General features: G+C 51.2%; 28 protein-coding genes. 23 read left to right on the top strand and 5 right to left on the bottom strand.

Annotation, left to right across the window (positions count from 1 at the left end):
- Positions 1–44 precede the first annotated feature (44 nt).
- From ABIE11_RS03805 to ABIE11_RS03760, 10 genes are all read left to right on the top strand, one after another.
- Positions 45–812 carry a hypothetical protein gene (locus tag ABIE11_RS03805; RefSeq protein ID WP_335257657.1) on the top strand — a complete coding sequence of 256 codons (768 nt, stop codon included), beginning with the start codon at positions 45–47 and terminating at the stop codon, positions 810–812.
- Between the two features lie 12 nt (positions 813–824).
- Positions 825–1,106 (top strand): hypothetical protein, encoded by a 282-nt coding sequence (locus ABIE11_RS03800; RefSeq protein WP_335257659.1) that lies wholly within the window; start codon positions 825–827, stop codon positions 1,104–1,106.
- 108 nt (positions 1,107–1,214) lie between these two features.
- Positions 1,215–1,598, top strand: a complete 384-nt coding sequence (locus tag ABIE11_RS03795; RefSeq protein ID WP_429184012.1) for a hypothetical protein — start codon at positions 1,215–1,217, stop codon at positions 1,596–1,598.
- The gene (locus tag ABIE11_RS03790) at positions 1,591–1,935 is read left to right on the top strand and encodes a hypothetical protein (protein ID WP_328705351.1); all 345 of its coding nucleotides are present in this window, start codon (positions 1,591–1,593) and stop codon (positions 1,933–1,935) included. The genes ABIE11_RS03795 and ABIE11_RS03790 overlap by 8 nt, the downstream gene beginning before the upstream one ends.
- Before the next feature lie 744 nt (positions 1,936–2,679).
- Positions 2,680–2,895 carry a hypothetical protein gene (locus ABIE11_RS03785; protein ID WP_241703011.1) on the top strand — a complete coding sequence of 72 codons (216 nt, stop codon included), beginning with the start codon at positions 2,680–2,682 and terminating at the stop codon, positions 2,893–2,895.
- Positions 2,892–3,251: a hypothetical protein gene (locus ABIE11_RS03780; protein WP_063134503.1), complete on the top strand. Its 360-nt coding sequence runs from the start codon at positions 2,892–2,894 to the stop codon at positions 3,249–3,251. The genes ABIE11_RS03785 and ABIE11_RS03780 overlap by 4 nt, the downstream gene beginning before the upstream one ends.
- A gap of 16 nt (positions 3,252–3,267) precedes the next feature.
- Positions 3,268–4,302 (top strand): major capsid protein, encoded by a 1,035-nt coding sequence (locus tag ABIE11_RS03775; RefSeq protein WP_417323408.1) that lies wholly within the window; start codon positions 3,268–3,270, stop codon positions 4,300–4,302.
- A gap of 121 nt (positions 4,303–4,423) precedes the next feature.
- Positions 4,424–4,615, top strand: a complete 192-nt coding sequence (locus ABIE11_RS03770; protein WP_025203992.1) for a hypothetical protein — start codon at positions 4,424–4,426, stop codon at positions 4,613–4,615.
- Positions 4,615–6,480: a hypothetical protein gene (locus tag ABIE11_RS03765; protein ID WP_328705350.1), complete on the top strand. Its 1,866-nt coding sequence runs from the start codon at positions 4,615–4,617 to the stop codon at positions 6,478–6,480. The genes ABIE11_RS03770 and ABIE11_RS03765 overlap by 1 nt, the downstream gene beginning before the upstream one ends.
- A gap of 145 nt (positions 6,481–6,625) precedes the next feature.
- Positions 6,626–6,754 carry a hypothetical protein gene (locus ABIE11_RS03760; RefSeq protein ID WP_275426076.1) on the top strand — a complete coding sequence of 43 codons (129 nt, stop codon included), beginning with the start codon at positions 6,626–6,628 and terminating at the stop codon, positions 6,752–6,754.
- Positions 6,755–6,809: 55 nt separating this feature from the next.
- On the opposite strand, the gene ABIE11_RS03755 is transcribed toward ABIE11_RS03760, so the two are convergent.
- Positions 6,810–8,342, bottom strand: coding sequence for a tyrosine-type recombinase/integrase (locus tag ABIE11_RS03755; protein WP_335257664.1), 1,533 nt, complete (start codon positions 8,340–8,342; stop codon positions 6,810–6,812).
- A 254-nt stretch (positions 8,343–8,596) separates the two neighbouring features.
- Between ABIE11_RS03755 and rluB the strand changes: the two genes are divergently transcribed.
- Positions 8,597–9,472, top strand: a complete 876-nt coding sequence (gene rluB, locus ABIE11_RS03750) for a 23S rRNA pseudouridine(2605) synthase RluB (protein WP_100779964.1) — start codon at positions 8,597–8,599, stop codon at positions 9,470–9,472.
- Positions 9,473–9,505: 33 nt separating this feature from the next.
- Here rluB and cobO read toward each other — a convergent pair whose 3' ends face one another.
- Both cobO and ABIE11_RS03740 read right to left on the bottom strand, forming a co-directional pair.
- Positions 9,506–10,096, bottom strand: coding sequence for a cob(I)yrinic acid a,c-diamide adenosyltransferase (cobO, locus tag ABIE11_RS03745; protein WP_100779965.1), 591 nt, complete (start codon positions 10,094–10,096; stop codon positions 9,506–9,508).
- On the bottom strand, positions 10,093–10,854 hold the full coding sequence (locus ABIE11_RS03740) for a YciK family oxidoreductase (protein WP_102103869.1): 762 nt from the start codon (positions 10,852–10,854) through the stop codon (positions 10,093–10,095). Before ABIE11_RS03740 ends, cobO begins: the two co-directional genes overlap by 4 nt.
- A 254-nt stretch (positions 10,855–11,108) precedes the next feature.
- Between ABIE11_RS03740 and sohB the strand changes: the two genes are divergently transcribed.
- Complete coding sequence (gene sohB, locus ABIE11_RS03735) at positions 11,109–12,152, top strand: protease SohB (RefSeq protein WP_231275724.1); 1,044 nt, start codon at positions 11,109–11,111, stop codon at positions 12,150–12,152.
- A 34-nt stretch (positions 12,153–12,186) separates the two neighbouring features.
- Here sohB and ABIE11_RS03730 read toward each other — a convergent pair whose 3' ends face one another.
- On the bottom strand, positions 12,187–12,438 hold the full coding sequence (locus ABIE11_RS03730) for a YciN family protein (protein ID WP_100779968.1): 252 nt from the start codon (positions 12,436–12,438) through the stop codon (positions 12,187–12,189).
- A 399-nt stretch (positions 12,439–12,837) separates the two neighbouring features.
- Here ABIE11_RS03730 and topA point away from each other — a divergent pair, with 399 nt between their 5' ends.
- The 6 genes from topA to acnA all read left to right on the top strand — a co-directional run bounded on the left by topA (position 12,838) and on the right by acnA (position 20,316).
- Positions 12,838–15,435, top strand: coding sequence for a type I DNA topoisomerase (topA, locus tag ABIE11_RS03725; RefSeq protein ID WP_429184011.1), 2,598 nt, complete (start codon positions 12,838–12,840; stop codon positions 15,433–15,435).
- Between the two features lie 184 nt (positions 15,436–15,619).
- The gene (gene cysB / locus ABIE11_RS03720) at positions 15,620–16,594 is read left to right on the top strand and encodes an HTH-type transcriptional regulator CysB (protein ID WP_095282217.1); all 975 of its coding nucleotides are present in this window, start codon (positions 15,620–15,622) and stop codon (positions 16,592–16,594) included.
- Between the two features lie 336 nt (positions 16,595–16,930).
- The gene (locus ABIE11_RS03715; protein ID WP_213015984.1) at positions 16,931–17,071 is read left to right on the top strand and encodes a YmiA family putative membrane protein; all 141 of its coding nucleotides are present in this window, start codon (positions 16,931–16,933) and stop codon (positions 17,069–17,071) included.
- A 14-nt stretch (positions 17,072–17,085) separates the two neighbouring features.
- Entirely contained in the window at positions 17,086–17,244 is a 159-nt protein-coding gene (locus ABIE11_RS03710; RefSeq protein ID WP_164971785.1) for a hypothetical protein, read from the top strand.
- A 133-nt stretch (positions 17,245–17,377) separates the two neighbouring features.
- Positions 17,378–17,476, top strand: a complete 99-nt coding sequence (gene ymiC, locus ABIE11_RS03705) for a small membrane protein YmiC (RefSeq protein ID WP_331251887.1) — start codon at positions 17,378–17,380, stop codon at positions 17,474–17,476.
- 164 nt (positions 17,477–17,640) lie between these two features.
- On the top strand, positions 17,641–20,316 hold the full coding sequence (acnA, locus tag ABIE11_RS03700; RefSeq protein ID WP_429184010.1) for an aconitate hydratase AcnA: 2,676 nt from the start codon (positions 17,641–17,643) through the stop codon (positions 20,314–20,316).
- A 33-nt stretch (positions 20,317–20,349) separates the two neighbouring features.
- On the opposite strand, the gene ribA is transcribed toward acnA, so the two are convergent.
- The gene (gene ribA / locus ABIE11_RS03695) at positions 20,350–20,940 is read right to left on the bottom strand and encodes a GTP cyclohydrolase II (protein WP_100779972.1); all 591 of its coding nucleotides are present in this window, start codon (positions 20,938–20,940) and stop codon (positions 20,350–20,352) included.
- 195 nt (positions 20,941–21,135) lie between these two features.
- Here ribA and pgpB point away from each other — a divergent pair, with 195 nt between their 5' ends.
- From pgpB to yciH, 5 genes are all read left to right on the top strand, one after another.
- Positions 21,136–21,903: a phosphatidylglycerophosphatase B gene (pgpB, locus tag ABIE11_RS03690; protein ID WP_100779973.1), complete on the top strand. Its 768-nt coding sequence runs from the start codon at positions 21,136–21,138 to the stop codon at positions 21,901–21,903.
- A 148-nt stretch (positions 21,904–22,051) separates the two neighbouring features.
- The gene (locus tag ABIE11_RS03685; RefSeq protein ID WP_100779974.1) at positions 22,052–22,360 is read left to right on the top strand and encodes a LapA family protein; all 309 of its coding nucleotides are present in this window, start codon (positions 22,052–22,054) and stop codon (positions 22,358–22,360) included.
- A gap of 6 nt (positions 22,361–22,366) precedes the next feature.
- Positions 22,367–23,536, top strand: coding sequence for a lipopolysaccharide assembly protein LapB (lapB, locus tag ABIE11_RS03680; protein ID WP_100779975.1), 1,170 nt, complete (start codon positions 22,367–22,369; stop codon positions 23,534–23,536).
- Between the two features lie 186 nt (positions 23,537–23,722).
- Positions 23,723–24,460: an orotidine-5'-phosphate decarboxylase gene (gene pyrF, locus ABIE11_RS03675; RefSeq protein WP_429184009.1), complete on the top strand. Its 738-nt coding sequence runs from the start codon at positions 23,723–23,725 to the stop codon at positions 24,458–24,460.
- Positions 24,460–24,786, top strand: a complete 327-nt coding sequence (gene yciH / locus ABIE11_RS03670; RefSeq protein WP_123427728.1) for a stress response translation initiation inhibitor YciH — start codon at positions 24,460–24,462, stop codon at positions 24,784–24,786. Before pyrF ends, yciH begins: the two co-directional genes overlap by 1 nt.
- Positions 24,787–24,835 lie beyond the last annotated feature (49 nt).

The raw sequence follows: 24,835 nt of genomic DNA, 5'->3' as shown, positions 1-24,835 counted from the left end.
AAGAGCATTCGTAACTTACTGAGCATACACAGGAGCAAACAACAATGGCAAAAACCCTCGCCCAGATTCAGGCAAAACACGAGCACACATATCAAGATGAAGACGGAAAAACTGTAACATCGCAAACCTTCATAAAGGACTTCACCTTCTTCGAAGACATTGAATACCTTTATTCAAAAGATTGCCCCGATGGGATAAAAATCGACAGCCATCACGTTGGTTTGTATTGCCGCTTTATGAGCTATCAAGCGAACGGTAGTCATTGCTACGAGAGTCACGCTACGTTAGCGAGAAAACATAAAACATCATCTTCAACGGTAAAAAGACGTATTGAAGACCTAAGAAAGTTAGGGCTGGTTATAACGAACGAACACCCGGATCCCAATATTTCATCACTGCTTTATACTGCATTACCACTTACTGATGCTCATGTTATCCCACCAGATCAACTACCAGCAGCCCCCATTATCATTTCTGACGTAGTGCCTGAGCCAGACACCGCAGAGGAAAAGCCGGATGATGCGCCGAACTGGGATGAATCAGCACCAACAGATTATGCGACGGCAAAGCCTGAGCCTTTAGGACTGCCTGAGACGATTACCGATGAAATGAAAATAGATGCAGTGTGCGATCTGCTATCAAAAACGGAGAGTTTACGGCAACAAAGCAGGGGGGACACATTTATAAACTACGCTCGTCGCGTTTTGAACTTTAACAATAAGAGATTACCTTCCAGATTAGAGGAAAAGTTAGAGGAGAGTTTTGAAAGTAGATTCCCTCACTTTTACTCAAGATTTGGAATACCATTTTAACCAGGAGACACATTGAACAAGCTATACCTACTGAACGAATCTACACATCATCAAATCGAATGTAACACCATTTGCCAACGTCTTTATCAACACCTTGCATCTCTAATACGTGAACACGGAAAGATCCGTTCCACGGTGAAACATATTGCTGATGGTGTAGGAATAAGTGAGAGCGGGGCGCGGTATTGGTTATTAATAATGAATGATGCAGCGGTTATTACAATGGAACGCCACGGCAAGTATTACGACATTACCGTAAACGAAGCGGTGAGCTTCATTACGACAACCAACTAAGAAACAATACGGGAAACTTTTATGATCATCGCTATCTATTGGCTGTTTGTTTTTTACGCAGTATGGACATTAACGAGAAAATACGGAAGTTTCCCTCTACGAGGATAAATGAGTACAAGACAAAGAAACAACTTAGTGCGTATTGAGAAAGCAGTACGCGCCAGCAAACGTAAATACAGCCGTCAGTTGAAAGAACAAGCAACTGAATCCATCTCTGGGGAGTGGATCACCGAAATAATAGAATACCCTGCAACGGTGCCAACCGGATCAGAGTTTGAACTATTGCAGGATGTTTTAGCCTCTTCGGATAACGTCTTCTATAAACCACGCCGCCGCCGTGAATACCATGTTGATTCATCGAACCTTAAGAAGTGGCAGTTATACGCAGAAAACTATATTGACTGGCGGGAATATATCCGCACTAACGGCTTATCCCACCATACACAAGACTTTGATATTCCCTTTGACGATAAGGAAATCACACATGAGTAATACATACAGCACCATTGAAACTATGATTCTGGGTTTTGAAGATGATTGGCATTTGCCAACATTATCTTTAGTGAATCAGGCGCATGTATCAGGAACGCCCTCCGCGCTCCTGGAAGCGGTGCAACATACTGAACAGGCAATCACCGCCCTTGAACATCTGCAAACGTCTGTAGCTCGTTTGGTGCAGCGTGACGGCAGTACGATCACACCAGAAGAAGCCTGGCGTGTAGCTAATGACCTTGAAGAGCTGGCTTGCAGCCTCCAGTGGATCACCGCTGAACTGGGAGAGCTTAGCCTCGACATTGCCAAGGTTTATAGCATGATTCAGTATGAATAAATATTCACTAATGGTGCATAAAATTCTTGACATGTGCATAACTTTTATGTTACTATGTAAGTATAGGGTAAGTATTCGAATCACTTCCCCCTCGTTTGAAAATACGACTTGCAAACATTATCCCATAGTGTGAGCACTCCGAGAGCATCATTCCCATAGATGGTGCTTTCTTCTCTATTAGCTCTTTAGAGCTTCCTCTGAAAACTTCTGGTTGTTTTCTTCTTTGTTTAGTTCCGAAGGAATGCGCGGGATATAATGCCTTGTTGTGTTGGCATTATATGCACTCACCCGCGCATCTCCATTCTTAATAATGGAATAGACGTTTTCAGAGGGAGCTTTTTTAAGCTTCCAGCTATCTATTAGAACTTAGGTAGCGTCAGACTGAACATATTTAAAGAGATTCTTTGGTTTGTTTAGCTGGTATTTATTAAGGAGCACCCCACGAACGTGCAACTAAATAGATAATGTAATGAATATCTGTTACGGCCAGCGTGAGGGCTTCACGTGTAACAGATGCAAAGCACCCCCGATCTTTTTAAATCTCCTAAGATAATAAAACGGGGGTTCTTTTTATTAGAGAGTATTGTTAACTTCATTTTTCCTGCTAATCGAATGACGTTAAAAATGCTTTCTAACAAGGGCATACTCTCCAGGGGCTTAATCGCCCCTTTTTAACAATCTGCATGTAACACTTCCGTTATTAATGGAAGGATAAACGCAGTTACAACGCGAAGGAACAACACAATGTTTCTATTAAACAATCGCGACCGAATCCTAAAATACAAATCCGAAGTGATTCAAGTTAATCCTGAGCTAATAGCTAAAGTGGCTGAAATGGCAGGATGTACCGTTGAAGAAATAGAAAAAGCTGTAGAACAGTATTTCCCTTCTGAGGACAAACCTCAACTTAGTATGCAGGAACGGATCGCAATCAAATCAAAGGAAATAAAACAACAATGATTGTAGACCTAACCGAGCTTTTCCCCATTCGTAAAAGTTTCACCGACGTAGTGAGCTACGCCACGGATTCTTTTGCAGCCGTAGAAGGCCGTGTTTTCGACCTGCCAGCAGATATTGAATGCGGCGATGTTATCGGCGCTGATGGCGCTCTATACACCTCCGGCGATGATGCCTTTGTGGTGGTAAGTGATTTCGTCAGTACTGGCGACGGTAAAACGGTGAATGTCCTACGTGCGCCTAATGTTGGTAGCTTCGTAGCACTGAAAGCCGACAACCTGCACGCAGCTAACCACGCCGCAGCTATCACCACGCTCGAATCCAAAGGGTTCGTATGCCGTCCATTCTTCACCTCTTAATCAAGGAAGATAAATAATGAGTAAAATCGCAATTGGGCGTGAGATGGTCGATTTAGCGCCAATCTTCCAGGCTCTGCCGGAACGTAACTATCTTATGAATGCCCTCGACCTATTCGACGGGGTAGGTGTTCAGAATCCGAAAGTGGTGGTGACACAGCTTCTGGATGATAACTACAGCCTGTTTAACACCCCGCAGAGCCGTTATTCATCAAACCACGACACTACCGCGCGTCAGAATGGCAAAGAATACCTTATCGAGATTCCTTGGTTTGCAAGGGAAGATGAGTTTAAACCTGTAGACGTACAAGGCCGCAGAGTGCAAGGAACGGACTACGAGCAAACCGTTACCGACCTGTACATCGAGTACACTGGGAAACATAAGATTGCCTATCTTCGTACCCGTGAATCCTACCTGGCCCGCTGCCTCTTCAAAGGTGAAGTTTTTACTCCTGCAACAGATGACCTACTGATCTCTTATGCTGAACTGTTCGGCGTAGCGCCAATGACAGCCAGCGTGAGTGCAGCGACAGCGGCACAGGATTTTGATGCCATCTTAGACAAAGTTCAGGCTGCCGCAGGTGGATTGGCTGGTCAGATTGAACGAGTGATCGTATTCGCTAAACCTGCTGCATTTAGCCAGATTCGCTTCTCTGACAGTATGTCTAAGGCGTTCCAGTATGTAGCGCCATATGACGACCGTAACCTGTTCTACCAGCGTCACGAGCTTCTCCCTGGTGTTAGTACGTTTAGTCTGCCTGGTGCGCCTATCGACATTGTTAAAGTGACAGATCCGCTGATCTTGGCACAGATGCCAGATGATGCTGACATGGTGGCGGTGCCTGTGTTTAGCAAAGGCAACTCAAATCCTTATCAGAACATTTACGGCGCTGCCTCTGGCAACTTCGCACTGATCGATGCTGCACCTGCTGAATACTACTCTTGGGGCTACCTGAGCGAGCGCGGCGATGCTTACCACGTTATGCACGAAAACAGCGCATTACCAGTGAACCATGCGTTAGGTATGCAGGTGAAGATCACCATCACTGCTTAATGAGCAAGCGGGAGCCTGACCCGCTGGAAATAATCAGGCTTTTGAATAGGGCGTGTGAACGTTGGGAACATCTCCCCAGTGTTCCCGCCCTTTTTTATTTCCAGAATAATGAGGAAAGATAATGCAAGTGATTTTAAAAAGCGCGGGGCTTCACCTCGCCGTAAATGCTGAAACAGCAGAAGAGTTATTAAACTTGGCGGGGGTGTGTCGTGTGCTTGAAATAGATCACGGTCATCTGCGTCAGTTATTACACCGTGGGCGTAGTGTATCTGAGGCACTCAACTACCTGGTGAGTAAGAAAGGCGGTGAATAATGCTTGATCTGAATGTTAGCACCCTAAAAAATACAGTCACCTTCGTTGTGGACAAGCAAAGTATTGCAGAGGCTAAGGCCGCAGCGGATAACCTTCAAAAGCACTTCCAGAAAATAGCCGATCCCAAGATTCGCTTCCAGACTCAGAAGCAGCGCAGAGCTAAAGCGCGTGAACAAGTAGCAGATGCTAAGGTGGCTCCCTCTAAGAGCGCCAGTGATTTAAAACAACAGCGTCAGGCTGAGAAAGCGGCAAAAGTTCAGGCTCGTGAGGCTGACAAGCTACGCCGTCGCAATGAAACCGCCGATCTAAAGTTTCGTAGCGCTAATCTCCAGATGAAAGGTGTAGCTGGTAAATACGGTATTGATCCACTAAAACAACTGGAATTTGCACGCTTTGCTAAGGAACAGACAGAGCTTTTCCGTAACGGCCAGATCAGTAGCCAGAAGATGAACTATGAGCTACGCGAACGCATTGCTCTTATGCGTCGTGAGGCAGCGTTACAGGCAAAAGTAACTGCGTCCACTCAGGCACAGGCGGCAGCACTCAGAAATGCTAAGAAAACCGACTATACAGGGGCTGCAAAGGGTATTAAAGAAAAAGGGCTGAATGTTATCGGTGGCGGTGCTGGCTTTGTTGGTGCTACTGCTGCATTAGCTGGCGGGGCAGGAGTCTTGTCTCGTATCAAGCAGCAAGGAGATGAAAATCTTGAGCTTGTCCGTATGTCGGAACGTACCAAACTGAATCCTAACTCTGTTAAAGCGATAGTCTCTTGGGGGCAGCAACACGGTGTTCAGAGCGCCAGCGTTGACAAGATCACGGACGGCTTCGGGAAAGATACCCGCGAAAAAATCAGTGAAACCCTGATGAACAGCCAATTCGATAAGAAGTCTGGTGGCTATAAGGGCGGTAACGCCAACATTGAAGAAATCCTTAACAAGTTTGGTTGGAACAAGTCGCAGCTTTCACAGTACGAAGACAACCCGCTCGATTTTCTCCAGGCAACTGTTAATGAGGGACAGCGGCGCGGATATTCAGATGGAGAGCTTGCTCACTTGCTGGAAAACATTTTCGATGATGGGGCGCACTATGTAGACCTGTTCAAGAATAACGGTGAGCAGTTTATATCAACACTGAGAAAACTTGTCGATTCCGGTCAAACTCTTAACGATGAGCAGATCAAGCAAACTCTTGCATATGGTGATCTGAGTGTAGCGATGGGTAATCTCATGAATGGCGTTGATAACAACATGTTTACAGGCTTTATGAAAGGCTTCGCTGATAGTGGTGATGAGCTTGTGAAAAATACACAGGCAATCAATCAGAGTGCAGGGCTATTAGGTGAGGGATTAGGTAATCTCTCGAAAGAAATCACCAGGTTTGTGGGTGAGATTTCCACTGTTGTGAGTGATATCAATGCAGGGCTTCGCGCTCGTTTCCCTGAATGGTTTGCTGAAAAAGATAAACCAGCGGCCCAGGCTCTCTATGATGGTGCTGTTACAGGCTCTGCCAATGATGCTGCGCAGTGGATCGCTGATAAGACGGGCTTCGATACCCGTTCAGTGGCTCCGGCTATCAAAGATTGGCTGGGCTTCGGTAATCAGCAAGCAGGGACTGCGGCGAATCAATATAACCTTGCAGGTGATTCTCTGCGTGATTCTGCAATGTCACTCAGCAGCAACGAGCCAGCGTACAACCTTGCACCTGTATTCAATCTAAATCTTGAAGCGTCTGTTCCGCTCACTATTGCCAGTGATAGCTCAAGATTGAGCGATTACATTGATTTTCAGGCGAGAGCCTCCCAAGCCAGCTTCACACAGTCGCTAACGCTGCAAATGTCATCCGGTCAATCATCAACAGGCGGGTGATAGAGGGTATTATTCCGCTATATGTTGTATGGTATTTTGTGATCTATGTGCATATATTGTGTTTTTGCTTTGACGCCGCTTCGCTTATTACCTACTCTTAAAAAGGTTAAGTAGTTCTATCCTTCATTTAAGATGAGGTGTTTTCATGCCTAAACAAAAAGTAGTTCGTGATGCGGGTACTGGTCAGTTTGTTAAGCCGGAAGAGGCTAAGAAACGTCCAGGGACAACTGTTACGGAAACTGTAAAAATCCCCTCTAAAAAAGGGAAAAAGTAAAAACATCTCGAAACATTACAGCGATATTGGTAGAAAGGGGCTTATGCCCCTTTTCTCATTTCTGAAAGTCAACGACACATAACAGGTCTTTAAGCGGTGGGCGGTGCGTGTAAATGGACGTTACACCTAAACTTTGAGTTCGAGAGTGTCCGACTACAAACTGCATCAAAGGTAAAGACACGCCCCCAGATGCAAGGCAATGGCTTACGAAGGTGTGACGAAGACTATGTATGCGCCTTTTTAACCCAAACTCATCATAATCAGGGACACCTGTTTCATTCATCAACTTAGCCCATTCGACTGTTGCTGTGGTGTAGTTAGGTAAGTCACTGAAAATCAGATCGCCATCGTTAAGAGTTTCGACAAGGTTGAGCAAACCTGACTCTAAAACCTTATTGAGTGGTATCTGGCGTTGGGCATGTTCGGTTTTCCCATCTTCTATATAAATGTACCAGCGTGAAGTTTCTTCATCTAAACGGATGTCCCGCTTTCTGATAGAGGCAATCTCGCCACGTCGAGCACCAGTATAAATGAGGGTGAGGAAGTACCATTTGCGCCAATCGTTATTTTCCAGTGAGAACAGCTTGGTTTTAAGCTTACTCAACTCAGCGTTGCTGAAATGACCTCTCCGATTGGGCTTCACCTCATATGTGATTCCATCGGTAGGGGATTTCTCTAACTGGTCTTTGGTGTCAACGAGGTAAGTTTTAAAAAGTGAGCGCCAGATCTTGAGATGTTTTTCAACATGCTGACTACTGATCAGATCTTCCTCTGGAACGTCATAATCAATGCATTCAGGCAAAGATAGACGTTTGTATGGCAGCTTAGTCCGAGTCGGTAAGTTTTCGGTCACTTTCAGCGCTTCACGAATATCTTGCTTAGTAACCCGATCAATCGGTTTATCACCAATAACGTAAATCAGCACATCAAAGAAACGCTGGTTCTCGTTAGCGATGCTTGCACGCCATTTTTGACCTTTTTCTGCAACATACTGCGTCCATGCTTCGGAAAGTTTGATTGCCTGACTTGGGGCTTCTTTAACTTCCGTTGAAAAAGCCTGGCTTGTTTCAACAATACTTTGTGGTGAAGATTTCAGTTTCTGCTCTTCTAACTGATCTTGCAGTATTGCAATGAGTTGGCGATATCGCAGCAAATCTTTCGAATAGAATGCGTCATAGGCTTGCGCGACGGTCGCGCGGCTCATATCAAGTGCAGCACCTACTTGATTCGCAAAGGGCAAATCCTCCTTGGAAAGTTCAAGTTTCTTCATATGAAGACTTGCAAGCACTTCGTTTGCTGTCTGATCGCTACCATTAACCATGCGTTGGAAGTGAGCTTCCGAATAGCCTTGTGCGGCTTCAACCGTATCAGAAGCAGATAATGGAGAATCAGGGTTTATGTTTCTGTGCCACTGTCCTAACTCCGGCAGACGCTCCACCTCGGCAACATCCCTCTCAAGTGCATGTAGAAGATAGTTGTCAAAGTCCTGCTTAGTGGCGGCTCGGTAGCCTTGCATTTTGCGTTTGAACTCTTCGAGGCTCATTGTTCCATTCTGCACAAGGGGAATGAAAGGGCGGATCTGATTCATGATTACTTCTGCTTGCTTTCGGCTATCAGTACCGAGACTCAGACGCACAAAACTTGTTGAATCATTTAGTCTAAAGTTAGTGTAGTATGTGCGCCCACGAATCATTGTGTGTGACAGCTTGTGTGACACGTTGTTTGCCATGCTGTGTACCATGAAAGAGTTACAGATCAGTGAGTTAAGTTGATGTTTTGGCTAACTCGTTGTTTTAGAAAGTATACCAGACGCCTGTGAAGGCGACACCTGAAGGATGCTCAATGAGCGAAAAATTACAGAAAGTGCTGGCGCGTGCTGGCCACGGTTCACGCCGTGAAATCGAAACGATTATCGAAGCGGGTCGCGTCAGCGTTGACGGCAAAATTGCCAAGCTGGGTGACCGAGTTGAAGTCGTTCCGGGGATGAAGATCCGTCTCGACGGTCATGTGATCTCCGTGAAAGAGTCTGCTGAACAGATTTGCCGCGTGCTGGCTTACTACAAGCCAGAAGGCGAGCTGTGTACACGTAACGACCCGGAAGGCCGCCCAACCGTCTTTGACCGTCTGCCAAAACTGCGCGGCGCGCGCTGGATTGCGGTAGGACGTCTGGATGTGAACACCTGCGGTCTGCTGCTGTTCACCACCGACGGTGAACTGGCGAACCGCCTGATGCACCCAAGCCGTGAAGTTGAACGTGAATACGCTGTGCGTGTATTCGGCCAGGTTGATGAGAATAAACTGCGTGACCTGTCGCGCGGCGTTCAGCTTGAAGATGGTCCTGCGGCGTTCAAAACCATTAAATTCACCGGTGGTGAAGGGATCAACCAGTGGTATAACGTCACGCTGACGGAAGGTCGTAACCGTGAGGTTCGTCGTCTGTGGGAAGCGGTTGGCGTGCAGGTGAGTCGTCTGATTCGCGTGCGCTACGGTGACATTCTGCTGCCGAAGGGGATTCCGCGCGGTGGTTACACCGAACTGGATTTGACCCAGACCAACTACCTGCGTGAACTGGTGGAACTGCAGCCAGAAACCACGACCAAAGTGGCGGTTGAAAAAGACCGTCGTCGCGTGAAAGCGAATCAGATTCGTCGCGCGGTGAAACGCCACAGCCAGGTGAGCACCTCTCGCCGCTCTGGCAGCCGTAACAACAACGGCTAAAAATAAACCCGGCGGCTGCCGGGTTTTTCTTTTCTAGTAGTCGATACCGATTTGCGCTTTTATTCCGGCGTCAAACGCATGTTTGACCGGGCGCAGTTCGCTGACCGTATCGGCCAGCTCCAGAATATCCCGATGGCAGCCGCGTCCGGTCACAATGACCGTCTGGTGGACAGGGCGATTTTTCAACGCGTCCAGCACCTCTTCGAGGGGCAGATAGTCATATGCCACCATGTAGGTAATCTCATCGAGCAGGACCATATTCAGCGTCGGATCGGCCAGCATCCGTTTTGCGTGTTCCCACACGGCGAGGCAGGCGGCGGTATCGCTTTCACGGTTTTGCGTGTCCCAGGTAAAACCGGTCGCCATCACCTGAAATTCCACGCCGTGCGGCTCCAGCAGATTACGCTCACCGTTTGGCCATTCGCCTTTGATAAACTGGATCACACCCACTTTCTGACCGTGACCGACAGCGCGCGTGGCGGTGCCAAAGGCTGCCGTGGTTTTGCCTTTTCCGTTGCCGGTAAACACGATAACAATGCCGCGTTCTTCCTGCGCGGCGGCGACTCGGGCATCGACCTGTTCTTTCAGACGCTGCTGGCGCTGCTGATGGCGTTCTTCACTCATTGCGAAATCCCTGGCTTACGGCCCGGCTGGGCATCAAATGTCATACCGGTTTTACGGCGGCTGTCGTCGCCCATCAGCCACAGATAGAGCGGCATAATCTCGGCGGGGGTTTTGAGCTTTTGCGGATCTTCCGTCGGAAACGCGCTGGCGCGCATGCCCGTGCGCGTGCCGCCTGGATTAATGCAGTTGACGCGCAGATGGCGGGTCTGATACTCCTCGGCCAGCACCTGCATCATCCCTTCGGTGGCAAACTTCGACGCGGCGTAAGCGCCCCAGTTGGCTCGCCCCTGACGCCCGACGCTCGACGAGGTGAATACCAGCGATCCGGATTCAGATTTGAGTAATAAAGGAAGCAGCGCCTGGGTGAGGAAAAAGGTGCCGTTAACGTTAACCTGCATCACCTGCTGCCAGATCTGCGGGTCCTGCTCATCCATCGGACGCACTTCTCCGAGCAGACCGGCATTGTGCAGCACACCGTCCAGGCGCGGATAGTGCGCGGCGATACGCTGTGCAAGCTCCGTGCAGGAGTCCGGCGTACAGGTCAGTAAATCGAGGATATACCAGCGCGGCGTCTCTCCGCTGGCGTCACTAATCTCTTGCGCCACGCGGCGCAGCTTTTCTTCATTCCGACCGAGTAGCACTACCTGTGCGCCGTGGCGGGAGTAGGTGAGTGCCGCTTCGCGGCCAATGCCGTCGCTGGCACCGGTCACCAGGATGATGCGGTTTTGCAGTAGATCTTTTTGTGGTTGATAGTGCACGAATACTCCTGTGGCGCATGACGGGCCTGCGGCGCCTGCTTTTCTTTCACTTTTTGGCTTTATGCCCGAAACGGCGGGTGATTTCAATCAGTCTACAGGAGAGAGGGCTTCTGAATTAACAATTTGCAACGATTTCAGCCACAAGAAGACATTCTGGAAAGCGCCTCGCAGCGGTATTGTCGTATGCGAGACGCCTGGCAAAGGCTGTTGTACACTGGTCGTGAAAGATTCGTGGTTAAATCAAGGTGGAACACGTGGAATTACTTTCTGAGTACGGTCTGTTTTTGGCCAAAATCGCGACAGTGGTGATCGCTATAGCGGTGATTGCAGTGCTGATCGTGAACCTGACGCAGCGTAAGCGTCAGCGTGGTGAACTGCGCATTACCCGCTTAAGCGAGCAGTATAAGGAGATGCAGGAAGACATGTCGGTGGCATTGCTGGATGGACATCAGCAGAAACAGTGGCATAAGGCGCAAAAGAAAAAGCTAAAGCTTGAAGCCAAAGCGGCAAAAGCGAAGGCGAAACAGGATCATCAGGAAACAACGAAACCACGGGTCTATGTGCTGGATTTTAAAGGCAGTATGGATGCCCATGAAGTTACTTCACTTCGCGAAGAGGTCACGGCGGTACTGGCGGTCGCAAAACCTCAGGACCAGGTCGTTCTGCGCCTTGAAAGCCCGGGGGGAGTGGTGCATGGCTACGGTCTGGCCGCCTCACAGCTCCAGCGCCTGCGTGAAAAACAGATTCCACTAACGGTTGCAGTGGATAAAGTCGCAGCCAGCGGTGGCTATATGATGGCCTGTGTGGCCGATAAAATCGTGGCCGCGCCCTTCGCCATTCTCGGCTCGATTGGGGTGGTGGCGCAGATCCCTAACTTTAATCGTTTTTTAAAAAATAAAGAGATCGACATCGAGCTGCACACCGCCGGGCAGTATAAGCGCACCCTGACCCTGCTGGGCGAGAACACGGAAGAGGGCCGACAGAAATTCCGTGAAGATCTCAACGAAACGCATCATCTGTTTAAGGACTTCGTTAAACGGATGCGTCCGTCGCTGGACATCGAGCAGGTAGCGACCGGTGAACACTGGTATGGCCTTCAGGCGCAGGAAAAAGGGCTGGTAGATGAAGTGGGTACCAGCGATGACCTGCTGTTGAGCCTGATGGAGGGGCGTGAGCTGGTGGGCGTACGCTATACTCAACGTAAGAGAATGCTCGACCGCTTCACAAACAGCGCCGCCGAGAGCGCGGACCGCTTGCTGTTGCGTTGGCTACAACGCGGACAAAAACCGCTGCTGTAAACAAAAACGCGAGGCATTTGCCTCGCGTTTCGCGTTAATCGACCAGGTGATATTTCTCTGAGAGCGCATGGGCCAGGTATTTAAACATGTTAAATACCGCCGTGCTCTTAGGGGTGGGTAACCCTTGCTCATCGAGATAGTATTCGCCGCTGAACACCAGTACGCCGTTACGTTGCTCAACGCCGGTGGCTTCGATACCGGCCAGGGTATCTTCGTGTTCACGGATCAGTTTGTTGGCTTCGACAAGCAAAGTCTCACGATCGATAGGTTGGGTATTTTGCTGCATATTCCACTCCTTAAACAGTGGCAATAGTCTACGCCGGACGCGCACCCTGGGCAAATTTTCCCTGTTTTTCGCGGGGCTACGTGCCTGGTGCAAAGCTGGCACGATTTGCTTTTGCATGCTAATAAAGTTGCGTAACAGATTTTATCAGGTAGAGTGTGCGCTTTCGTCATTCTGGCAACAGAATTGCTTGACATTCGACCGAAAGCTCGTCGCATAGTCATTTTGATAAGAGTGAAATGCCCGATAACTCAATCACCTGGACAGGTTCTGCTGTTGTCCGGTAGGAAGAAAGGGGTTGATATCCCCTGGCGTCGTCGCAATATCAACAACGCGTCGCCAGCGGAAGGGAAATCAACATGCGGCGTATTCCTGGAAGAATTAAATTAGGTAAAGGTGAATATGGGTAAAGCTCTCGTCATCGTTGAGTCCCCGGCAAAAGCCAAAACGATCAATAAGTATCTGGGTAATGACTATGTGGTTAAATCCAGTGTTGGTCACATCCGCGATTTGCCGACCAGTGGCTCAGCCAGTAAAAAGAGCGCAGACTCTACCTCCACCAAAGGGGCTAAGAAGCCTAAAAAGGATGAACGTAGCGCGCTCGTCAACCGTATGGGTGTCGATCCCTGGCACGAGTGGGAAGCACAGTACGAAGTGCTGCCCGGCAAAGAGAAAGTCGTTAATGAGCTGAAGCAGCTCGCCGAAAAAGCTGACCACATCTATCTCGCAACCGACCTTGACCGCGAAGGGGAAGCCATTGCATGGCACCTGCGGGAAATCATTGGTGGTGATGAATCACGATACAGCCGTGTCGTGTTTAACGAGATTACAAAGAATGCGATTCGTCAGGCGTTTGAAAAGCCGGGCGAACTGAATATCGATCGTGTAAACGCTCAACAGGCGCGTCGTTTTATGGACCGCGTGGTGGGCTATATGGTTTCGCCACTGCTGTGGAAGAAAATCGCGCGTGGCCTTTCCGCTGGACGTGTTCAGTCCGTAGCGGTGCGTCTGGTCGTCGAGCGTGAGCGCGAAATCAAAGCGTTTGTGCCGGAAGAGTTCTGGGAAATCGACGCGAATGTCGCAACGCCAGGCGGTGATGTACTGCCGCTGCAGGTGACCCACGAAAAAGACAAACCGTTCCGTCCGGTTAATCGCGATCAAACCATGGCGGCGGTTGCGCTGCTGGAAAAAGCCCGTTATCAGGTGCTGGATCGTGAAGACAAACCGACGAGCAGTAAACCGGGCGCGCCTTTCATTACCTCCACGCTTCAGCAGGCGGCCAGTACGCGTCTGGGCTTTGGCGTGAAGAAAACCATGATGATGGCGCAGCGCTTGTATGAAGCGGGTTACATCACTTATATGCGTACCGACTCAACGAACCTGAGCCAGGACGCCGTAAGCATGGTGCGCGACTACATTAGCGATAATTTTGGCAAGAAATACCTGCCGGAAAGCGCTATCCAGTATGCGAGCAAAGAAAACTCTCAGGAAGCGCACGAAGCGATCCGTCCGTCCGATGTGGCTGTCGAGTCCGAAGCCCTGAAAGACATGGAAACCGATGCCCAGAAGCTGTATCAGCTGATCTGGCGTCAGTTCGTGGCCTGCCAGATGAACCCGGCGAAATACGACTCTACAACACTGACCGTAGGCGCAGGCGATTTCCGTCTGAAAGCGCGCGGTCGTATCCTGCGCTTTGACGGCTGGACGAAAGTCATGCCAGCCCTGCGTAAAGGTGATGAAGATCGTACGCTGCCAGCCGTTAACAAGGGCGATGAGCTTACGCTGACGGAACTGATCCCGGCCCAACACTTTACCAAGCCGCCTGCGCGTTTCAGCGAAGCGTCACTGGTGAAAGAGCTGGAAAAACGCGGTATCGGCCGCCCGTCCACCTATGCGTCGATCATTTCGACCATTCAGGATCGTGGCTACGTTCGCGCTGAAAACCGTCGTTTCTACGCTGAAAAAATGGGTGAGATCGTGACAGATCGTCTGGAAGATAACTTCCGCGAGCTGATGAACTACGATTTCACCGCGCAGATGGAAGACCGCCTCGACCAGGTGGCTAATCATCAGGCTGAATGGAAGAAGGTGCTCGACAGCTTCTTCGGCGATTTCACCCAACAACTGGAGAAAGCTGAAAAAGCGCCAGAAGAGGGCGGAATGCAGCCGAACCAGATGGTCCTGACCAGCATCGAATGTCCGACCTGTAGCCGCCAAATGGGTATCCGTACCGCGACTACCGGCGTGTTCCTCGGCTGTTCTGGCTATGCCTTAACGCCAAAAGAGCGCTGCAAAACCACCATCAACCTGGTGCCTGAGAACGAAGTTCTCAACGTGCTGGAGGGTGACGATGCAGAAACCAACGCGCTGCGTGCGAAACGCCGTTGCCAGAAATGCGGCACGGCGATGGACAGCTACCTGATCGATCCGAAGCGTAAATTGCATGTCTGCGGTAACAACCCGACCTGCGATGGCTACGAAATCGAAGAGGGCGAGTTCCGCATCAAAGGCTACGACGGCCCGATTGTGGAGTGCGAGAAGTGTGGTTCTGAAATGCACCTGAAAATGGGGCGTTTCGGTAAGTACATGGCGTGTACCAACGACGAATGTAAGAACACGCGTAAGATCCTGCGTAACGGCGAAGTGGCTCCTCCGAAGGAAGATCCGGTTCCGTTGCCAGAACTGCCGTGTGAAAAGTCTGACGCATACTTCGTGCTGCGTGACGGTGCTGCGGGCGTGTTCCTCGCCGCCAACACCTTCCCGAAATCGCGTGAAACCCGTGCGCCGCTGGTGGAAGAGCTGTACCGCTTCCGCGACCGTCTGCCAGAGAAACTGCGTTATCTGGCCGATGCGCCGCAGCAGGATCCGGAAGGCAATAAGACCGTTGTCCGCTTTAGCCGTAAAACGAAGCAGCAGTACGTCGCTGCCGAGAAAGAGGGTAAAGCGACCGGCTGGTCTGCATTCTTCGTGGATGGTAAATGGGTTGAAGGTAAGAAATAATCTTTTCTTCCTGTGACTTACCTGAAAGGGCCGGACTTCCGGCCCTTTTTTATTGGTCGTTATTATTTTTTGTTCCGTACTATACACTCGGGCTATAAATGATATAGTGGTTATAGTTAACCCCTTTCTTATTATTAAATCGTCTTAAGCGATTATCCCTGTGCGCTAAATCGGATGGTCAGGCATGAAACTACAACAGCTTCGTTATATCGTTGAGGTGGTCAACCACAACCTTAACGTCTCTTCGACCGCAGAAGGTCTTTATACGTCTCAGCCCGGCATCAGTAAGCAGGTGCGTATGCTGGAAGATGAACTGGGTATTCAGATTTTTGCCCGCAGCGGTAAGCATCTGACGCAGGTCACTCCGGCCGGTCAGGAGATTATTCGTATCGCCCGCGAAGTGCTGTCGAAGGTTGATGCAATTAAATCCGTTGCCGGGGAACACACCTGGCCCGATAAAGGCTCACTTTATATCGCCACCACCCATACGCAGGCACGTTACGCGCTGCCAGGGGTGATTAAGGGCTTTATTGAGCGTTACCCGCGCGTCTCGCTGCATATGCATCAGGGCTCGCCGACACAAATCGCGGAAGCAGTCTCAAAAGGTAACGCCGATTTTGCGATTGCAACCGAAGCGCTGCACCTCTATGACGATCTGGTGATGTTGCCTTGCTACCACTGGAATCGTTCGATTGTGGTCACGCCGGAACATCCGCTGGCAGGAAAGGGATCGGTCACCATTGAAGAGCTGGCACAGTACCCGCTGGTGACTTACACCTTTGGCTTTACCGGACGTTCTGAGCTCGACACCGCGTTTAATCGTGCAGGGCTGACGCCGCGCATCGTCTTCACCGCCACCGACGCCGACGTTATCAAGACTTATGTGCGTCTGGGATTAGGCGTGGGAGTGATTGCGAGTATGGCCGTAGACCCGGTCTCTGACCCGGATCTGGTACGCCTCGACGCCCATGATGTCTTTAGCCACAGCACCACCAAAATCGGTTTCCGTCGCAGCACCTTCCTGCGAAGCTATATGTATGATTTCATTCAACGCTTCGCGCCGCACTTAACCCGTGATGTGGTGGATACCGCGGTAGCGTTACGCTCGAATGAAGATATTGAAGCGATGTTCCAGGACATTAAGCTTCCGGAAAAATAATCACACCCGGTATCTTTCCTTCCGGAAAGATACCGAAATAATGTCTTAAAGCTAAATTAGAATTATCATCATCCCCATTCTCTGCCGCATATAACCGCATAAACGTTATAAGTTTAGGGTTAAACTGTCGCAAATTTGCGACAAAAGTAGAAAGTAAATTCCCGCTACGCAAATTCCTCGTTTCAATTATTTATTTCTGGTCAAAAGATTAATTAATTCCCTGGAAACGATCGTAAATTCACTGGCTTTTCGACTAAAGTTTCTTTAGGATTTATCTCAACTCATGATTACTTGTACCGATTGTTTGGTATCGAAATGATAAGCGAAGTCGATTGTATGAGGTTAGCAATGCCGTCAGGAAGTGAAGATCCGCAAAGGGACCCAGCGCTTAAGCGTAAAGCCTGGCTGGCGGTATTTCTTGGCTCCGCCCTGTTCTGGGTGGTGGTAGCGTTACTGGTCTGGAAATATTGGGGATAGCGATGGCAGTTCACATGCGTACTGAACCGGTTAAAAAGATGTGTCAGCCAGGTGACAACGGCCATAAAGCACGTAAAGAGCCTGTAACGGTCGTTCCGGCATCCTGGAAGCTCTCCGCACAGCAGCAAGCCTTTATTGATACGTTCGCAGAAGACGAACCCAAAAAACAATAATTGATAATACGGTTAGCCTGCGAATATCAGGTGAGAACCGTGTACTTTTGTACTCTTTAATAAATACACATCAGCAATAAAGAACGGGGAGCACCCCAAGTTACCACAGAAATATAAAGCCTGGTGTCAGATGATGAATACCCTACAAAACATGAAATACTGGTCCTGGATGGGGGCTTTTACCGTATCCGTCCTGTTCTGGGCGCAGCTAATCTGGCTGGCCTTAAACTAAATAGCAAAACCTCGCACCGGCGAGGTTTTTTGTTTTCATCCCTCTTCATCGATAATCCCGATTTATCAATTCGGGTTGTTATCAAAACGTTACGACATCTTTGTGTTATCTTTAATTACAGCCCCGATGATTGTCGGGGTATCCCTGTCATTAAGGAGGAGCTTATGTCGTTAACCCTACGCGAAGCCAGTAAGGACACGTTGCAAGCCGAGAATAAGACCTATCACTACTACAGCTTGCCGCTGGCCGCCAGGACACTTGGGGACATCGCGCGCTTACCCAAGTCACTGAAAGTTTTACTGGAAAATCTCTTACGCTGGCAGGATGACGAGTCTGTCACTGCCGATGATATCCACGCGCTGGCGGGGTGGCTGAAAAACGCCCACGCCGACCGTGAAATCGCCTATCGTCCGGCGAGGGTATTGATGCAGGACTTCACCGGCGTACCGGCGGTGGTGGATCTGGCGGCGATGCGCGAAGCCGTTAAACGTCTCGGCGGCGATACCGCCAAAGTGAACCCGCTTTCTCCCGTCGATCTGGTGATTGACCACTCTGTCACCGTTGACCGTTTTGGCGATGACGACGCCTTCGAAGAGAACGTGCGTCTGGAGATGGAGCGCAACCACGAACGCTATGTATTTTTGAAATGGGGCCAACAGGCCTTTAGCCGCTTCAGCGTCGTACCACCCGGCACCGGGATTTGCCATCAGGTGAACCTGGAGTATCTGGGCAAAGCGGTGTGGAGCGAGCTGCAGGACAAAGAGTGGATCGCTTATCCAGACACGCTGGTCGGGACCGACTCGCACACCACGATGATTAACGGACTCGGGGTTCTGGGGTGGGGTGTCGGAGGCATTGAAGCCGAAGCTGCGATGCTTGGACAGCCCGTCTCGATGCTGATCCCGGATGTAGTGGGCTTTAAGCTGCTGGGCAAGTTGCGCGAAGGGATTACCGCCACAGACCTGGTGCTGACCGTCACCCAGATGCTGCGTAAACATGGCGTGGTTGGCAAGTTTGTTGAATTCTACGGCGATGGTCTGGACTCTCTACCGCTGGCCGATCGTGCGACCATCGCCAACATGGCACCTGAATACGGCGCGACGTGCGGCTTCTTCCCAATCGATGGCGTGACGCTGGAATATATGCGCCTGAGCGGGCGTAGCGACGAGCAAGTGGCGCTGGTCGAGGCCTATGCCAAAGCGCAGGGGATGTGGCGTAATACGGGCGATGAGCCGGTCTTCACCAGCACGCTTGAGCTGGATATGAATGAAGTCGAGGCGAGCCTCGCCGGACCAAAACGCCCGCAGGATCGCGTCGCGTTGCAAAACGTGCCGAAAGCCTTTGCCGCCAGTAACGAGCTGGAACTTAATAACGCGCAAAAAGACCGTCACCCGGTCGATTATGTTATGAACGGGCATCAGTATCAGCTGCCTGACGGTGCTGTGGTGATTGCGGCTATTACCTCCTGTACCAATACCTCCAACCCGAGCGTGCTGATGGCGGCGGGTCTGCTGGCGAAAAAAGCAGTAACGATCGGGTTGAAACGTCAGCCGTGGGTCAAAGCGTCGTTAGCGCCGGGGTCGAAAGTTGTTTCGGACTATCTGGCGAAAGCCAAACTGACGCCATACCTCGACGAGCTGGGCTTTAACCTGGTGGGGTATGGATGCACGACCTGTATCGGTAACTCAGGACCGCTGCCGGATCCCATCGAGCAGGCGATCAAGCAGGGCGATCTCACGGTGGGTGCCGTGCTTTCGGGTAACCGTAACTTTGAAGGCCGTATTCATCCGCTGGTGAAAACCAACTGGCTGGCCTCTCCGCCGCTGGTGGTCGCCTACGCCCTGGCGGGCAACATGAACATTAATCTGGCCAGCGATCCTCTCGGCCACGATCGGAAAGGCGATCCGGTATATCTGAAAGATATCTGGCCGTCGGGGCAAGAAATTGCCCGCGCCGTGGAGCAGGTTTCCACCGAGATGTTCCGCAAGGAGTATGCCGAGGTGTTTGAAGGTACGCCGGAGTGGAAAACCATCGAAGTGGAACGGTCTGACACCTACGGCTGGCAGAGTGACTCCACCTATATCCGACTGTCGCCATTCTTCGATGACATGGAAGCCCAGCCGAAACCGCTGGTCGACATCCAGGGCGCGCGCATTCTGGCGATGCTGGGGGACTCCGTCACCACCGACCACATCTCTCCGGCGGGCAGTATTAAACCCGACAGCCCGGCAGGGCGTTACCTGCAGGGGCGTGGCGTTGAGCGTCGCGACTTTAACTCCTACGGCTCCCGTCGCGGCAACCACGAAGTGATGATGCGCGGTACGTTCGCCAACATCCGTATCCGCAACGAAATGGTGCCGGGTGTTGAGGGCGGAATGACGCGCCACCTTCCTGGTAGCGAAGTTGTGTCGATCTACGATGCAGCGATGAAATACCAGCAGGAAGGCACGCCGCTGGCGGTCATTGCCGGTAAAGAGTATGGCTCTGGCTCAAGCCGTGACTGGGCAGCGAAAGGACCGCGTCTGCTGGGCGTGCGGGTGGTGATTTCGGAATCCTTTGAACGTATTCACCGTTCGAATCTGATTGGAATGGGGATCCTGCCGCTGGAGTTCCCGCAGGGGGTGACGCGTAAAACGCTGGGGTTAACGGGGGAAGAGCGGATTGATGTTCGCGATCTGCAGAACCTGAAACCGGGGGCGACCGTTCCGGTACAGCTCACACGCGCGGATGGTAAAACGGAAGTGCTCGATTGCCGCTGTCGTATCGACACGGCGACGGAACTGACCTACTACCAGAATGACGGCATCCTGCACTATGTGATTCGTAATATGCTGAACTAACGGCACAGGCCCGGCGTAAGCCGGGCCATATTTTTACTCGCTGAGAAGATGACCCATCTTCGCGGCTTTAGTATCGAGGTAATGCGCATTTTTCGGGTTACGGCCCACAATCAGCGGCACTCGTTCCACAATATTGATCCCGGCTTCGGTAAGGATCTCCACTTTGCGCGGGTTGTTCGTCAGCAGACGCACTTCGTCCACGCCCAGCAGTTTGAACATATCCGCACACAGAGTAAAATCGCGTTCATCAGCGGCAAAGCCGAGCTGATGGTTGGCTTCGACGGTATCGTAGCCCTGATCCTGCAGCGCATAGGCGCGGATTTTGTTCAGCAGACCAATGTTACGACCTTCCTGGCGATGGTAGAGCAGCACGCCACGGCCTTCTTCGGCGATATGAGAAAGCGCCGCTTCGAGCTGGAAACCGCAATCACAGCGCAGGCTGAACAAGGCATCACCCGTCAGACACTCGGAATGGACACGAGCCAGTACCGGTGTTTGCCCTGAAATGTCGCCAAACACCAGTGCGACGTGGTCCTGTCCGGTTGCCAGTTCTTCAAAACCCACCATCAGGAAATCGCCCCATGGGGTTGGCAGATTGGCTTCTGCCACGCGTTTAAGCTGCATGTGATTCTCCAGAGTATGCTGACACGTTTCGTGTCAGTCGCCCTTCGGCTTTAGTATCTCGCTATTTTGCCACAAGCCGACGGCGTTCACCTAGCTGAGGGCATACTATACGGACGTTAAACGCACAATCCGACATTTTCACGAATTGCGATAAATTCAGTTATGATTGTTGAGCTTAGCGAAAAAGGAGAGAACATGCTTTCAATTGCCCGCCGCACGGCTGCCGGTGCCGCCATTTTACTCATTATGCCCGTCGCGGTATGGATTTCGGGCTGGGCCTGGCAACCGGGACATAACAGCGCGTGGCTGAAAGCGCTGTACTGGCTGACGGAAACCGTTACCCAGCCGTGGGGGATCATTACCCACGGGATCCTCTGTGCGTGGTTTTTATGGTGCCTGCGTTTTCGCCTGCGTCCGGCGATCATGCTGTTTGTCATTCTGGGTGGGGCAATCGTCGTTGGCCAGGGAATAAAGTCGTGGGTCAAAGATCACGTCCAGGAGCCGCGCCCCTTTGTAGTCTGGCTTGAAAAAACGCATCATATTCCGGTAGATACCTTCTACAATTTAAAGCGTAAAGAGCGCGGGCATTTGGTGAAAGATCAGCTGGCTGAAGCGCAGGAAATTCCGAAATTTTTACGCAAACACTGGCAAAAAGAGACCGGTTTCGCGTTCCCTTCCGGGCATACCATGTTTGCGGCCAGTTGGGCGCTGTTAGCCGTGGGTTTACTCTGGCCGCGTCGTCGTACCGTGACCATTGCGATTTTACTGGTCTGGGCGACGGGCGTAATGGGCAGCCGTCTGCTGCTGGGGATGCACTGGCCGCGGGATTTGGTGGTGGCAACGCTTATTTCATGGCTGCTGGTGACGTTCGCGACCTGGCTTGCGCAACGGCTCTGTGGACCACTGACGCCACCGCCGGAAGAGAACAAAGAGATCGCACAAAGAGAGCAGGAAGAGGGCTGATGGTTGAAATTCGCCGTTTAGCCCACAAATCATCATGGACCCTATCACTTTTTCCGTTTCGCGCTTGCGGCTAAAATGGTAGTTTATAAGGCTGATTGCGGCGAGTTGAACAGACTTTATTCGCTTAAACCACATAACGGGACGTCATGTGAAATATCTACTCATATTCTTACTGGTGTTAGCGATTTTTGTTATTTCGGTCACGCTGGGTGCGCAAAACGATCAACTGGTGACATTCAACTACCTGCTGGCGCAGGGCGAGTATCGTGTATCGAGCTTGCTTGCTGTTTTATTCGCCGCGGGTTTTATCATCGGCTGGCTGGTTTGTGGTCTGTTCTGGCTGAAAGTTCGTGTTTCTCTGGCGCGCGCCGAACGTAAAATCAAACGTCTTGAAAATCAAATTGCGCCTGTGAGCGACGTGCCGGTAAATACTGGTGTGCCGGTCGTGAAGGAATAAACGAATATGCTGGAGTTGTTGTTTCTGCTTTTGCCTGTAGCCGCAGCCTATGGCTGGTATATGGGCCGCAGAAGTGCGCAACAAAATAAGCAGGACGAGGCAAACCGGCTTTCCCGTGACTATGTTGCGGGGGTTAACTTCCTTCTGAGCAATCAACAGGATAAAGCGGTAGACCTGTTCCTCGACATGTTAAAAGAGGACACCGGTACCGTTGAGGCGCATCTCACCCTCGGAAACCTGTTCCGCTCGCGTGGCGAGGTCGATCGCGCCATTCGCATCCACCAGACATTGATGGAAAGCGCCTCTCTCACCTACGATCAACGTCTGCTGGCAGTCCAACAGCTGGGCCGTGATTACATGGCCGCCGGCCTTTACGATCGCGCTGAAGACATGTTCAGCCAGCTGGTGGATGAAACCGATTTTCGCATCAGCGCTTTACAGCAACTCCTGCAAATTTATCAGGCAACCAGCGACTGGCAAAAAGCCATCGATACCGCAGAACGTCTGGTGAAGCTCGGCAAAGACAACCAGCGCGTTGAAATCGCCCATTTCTACTGTGAGCTGGCCTTACAGCAGATGGGTAGCGATGATATGGACAAAGCCATGTCGCTGCTGAAAAAGGGCGCGTCTGCCGATCGTAACAGCGCACGTATCTCCATTATGATGGGGCGCGTGTTCATGGCGAAAGGCGAGTTTGGCAAAGCCGTCGAATGCCTTTTGCGGGTGATCGATCAGGATAAAGAACTGGTCAGTGAAACCCTGGAAATGCTGCAAACCTGTTATCAGCAGCTTGGGCGTCCGGATGAGTGGGTGAGTTTCTTACGTCGCTGCGTCGAAGAGAACACCGGTGCGACGGCGGAGCTGATGCTGGCGGATGTCGTGGAGCAGCACGAAGGCAACGATACCGCCCAGGTCTATATCACCCGTCAGCTGCAGCGTCACCCGACCATGCGCGTCTTCCACAAGCTGATGGACTACCATCTGAATGATGCGGAAGAAGGGCGCGCGAAAGAGAGCCTGATGGTGCTGCGTGACATGGTTGGCGAACAGGTGCGCAGCAAGCCGCGCTATCGCTGCTCAAAATGCGGATTCACCGCCTACACGCTCTACTGGCATTGTCCTTCTTGCCGCGCCTGGTCAACCATTAAGCCGATACGCGGTCTGGACGGGCAGTAATTTTTTAAAACACTGCATATTAGTTACAACATACTCTTTGCGTTTTATGACCTGTTAAACTCCGTGCGGTCTGCCGTCATGCAGGACGGTAAATCGATTCTGTCAATTTCTGGCGCCGACAGGTAGAATGCTCGCCGTTTATCTATCTCGCGCCGCTGCGGCGCCCATAGACGAAAAGGGCTGGTCATGACGTCTGTTGCATCCTCTTCTTCCCGCGTAGTTACCGAATCTCCTGTTGTTGTTGCACTCGACTATAACAATCGCGACAGCGCACTCGCGTTTGTCGATCGCATCGACCCACGCGAGTGCCGTCTGAAAGTCGGCAAAGAGATGTTCACCCTGTTTGGACCGCAAATCGTGCGCGACCTGCAACAGCGTGGCTTCGAGGTATTTCTAGACCTGAAATTCCATGACATCCCAAACACCACTGCCCACGCGGTAGCAGCTGCGGCTGAACTGGGCGTCTGGATGGTGAACGTTCATGCATCAGGCGGGGCGCGAATGATGACCGCCGCTCGCGAAGCGCTGGTGCCCTTTGGCAAAGACGCACCGCTGCTGATTGCCGTTACCGTACTCACCAGTATGGAAGCGAGCGATTTACTTGATCTGGGCGTGACGTTGTCACCGGCTGAGCACGCTGAACGCCTGGCGCGCCTGACGCAAAATTGCGGGCTGGATGGCGTGGTCTGTTCCGCTCATGAAGCCGTGCGTTTCAAGTCTGAGCTGGGGCAGGCATTCAAACTGGTTACTCCGGGCATTCGTCCTCAGGGCAGTGATGCAGGCGATCAGCGTCGTATCATGACGCCAGAGCAGGCGCTGGCGGCAGGTGTTGACTATATGGTGATTGGTCGTCCGGTCACGCAATCTGCCGATCCGGCGCTAACCTTAAAAGCAATCAATGCATCTCTGGGTAAGGGGGCATAATGAGCGATTCTAACAGCCGTCTGGTCTATTCGACGGACAGTGGCCGTATCGATGAGCCAAAAGTGGCCGTGCAGCGTCCGAAGGGCGATGGCATTGTGCGCATCCAGCGTCAGACCAGTGGTCGTAAGGGCAAAGGCGTCTGCCTGATCACCGGCATTGACGAGGATGACGCAGCGCTGGCAAAACTGGCCGCAGAGCTGAAAAAGCGATGCGGATGTGGTGGCGCGGTCAAAGACGGCGTAATCGAAATTCAGGGCGACAACCGCGAGTTAATTAAAACCCTGCTCGAAGCCAAGGGGATGAAAGTCAAACTGGCAGGCGGCTAAAATAATAAGCCACGGTATTTACCGTGGCTTTTTTCTTGGTGCGTAAGTC

This window comes from Lelliottia sp. 489 (assembly GCF_050435885.1).
Classification (GTDB): domain Bacteria; phylum Pseudomonadota; class Gammaproteobacteria; order Enterobacterales; family Enterobacteriaceae; genus Enterobacter; species Enterobacter nimipressuralis.
Note: the sequence above shows the minus strand (reverse complement) of the source record. Positions and strands in the feature narration are given on the sequence as shown.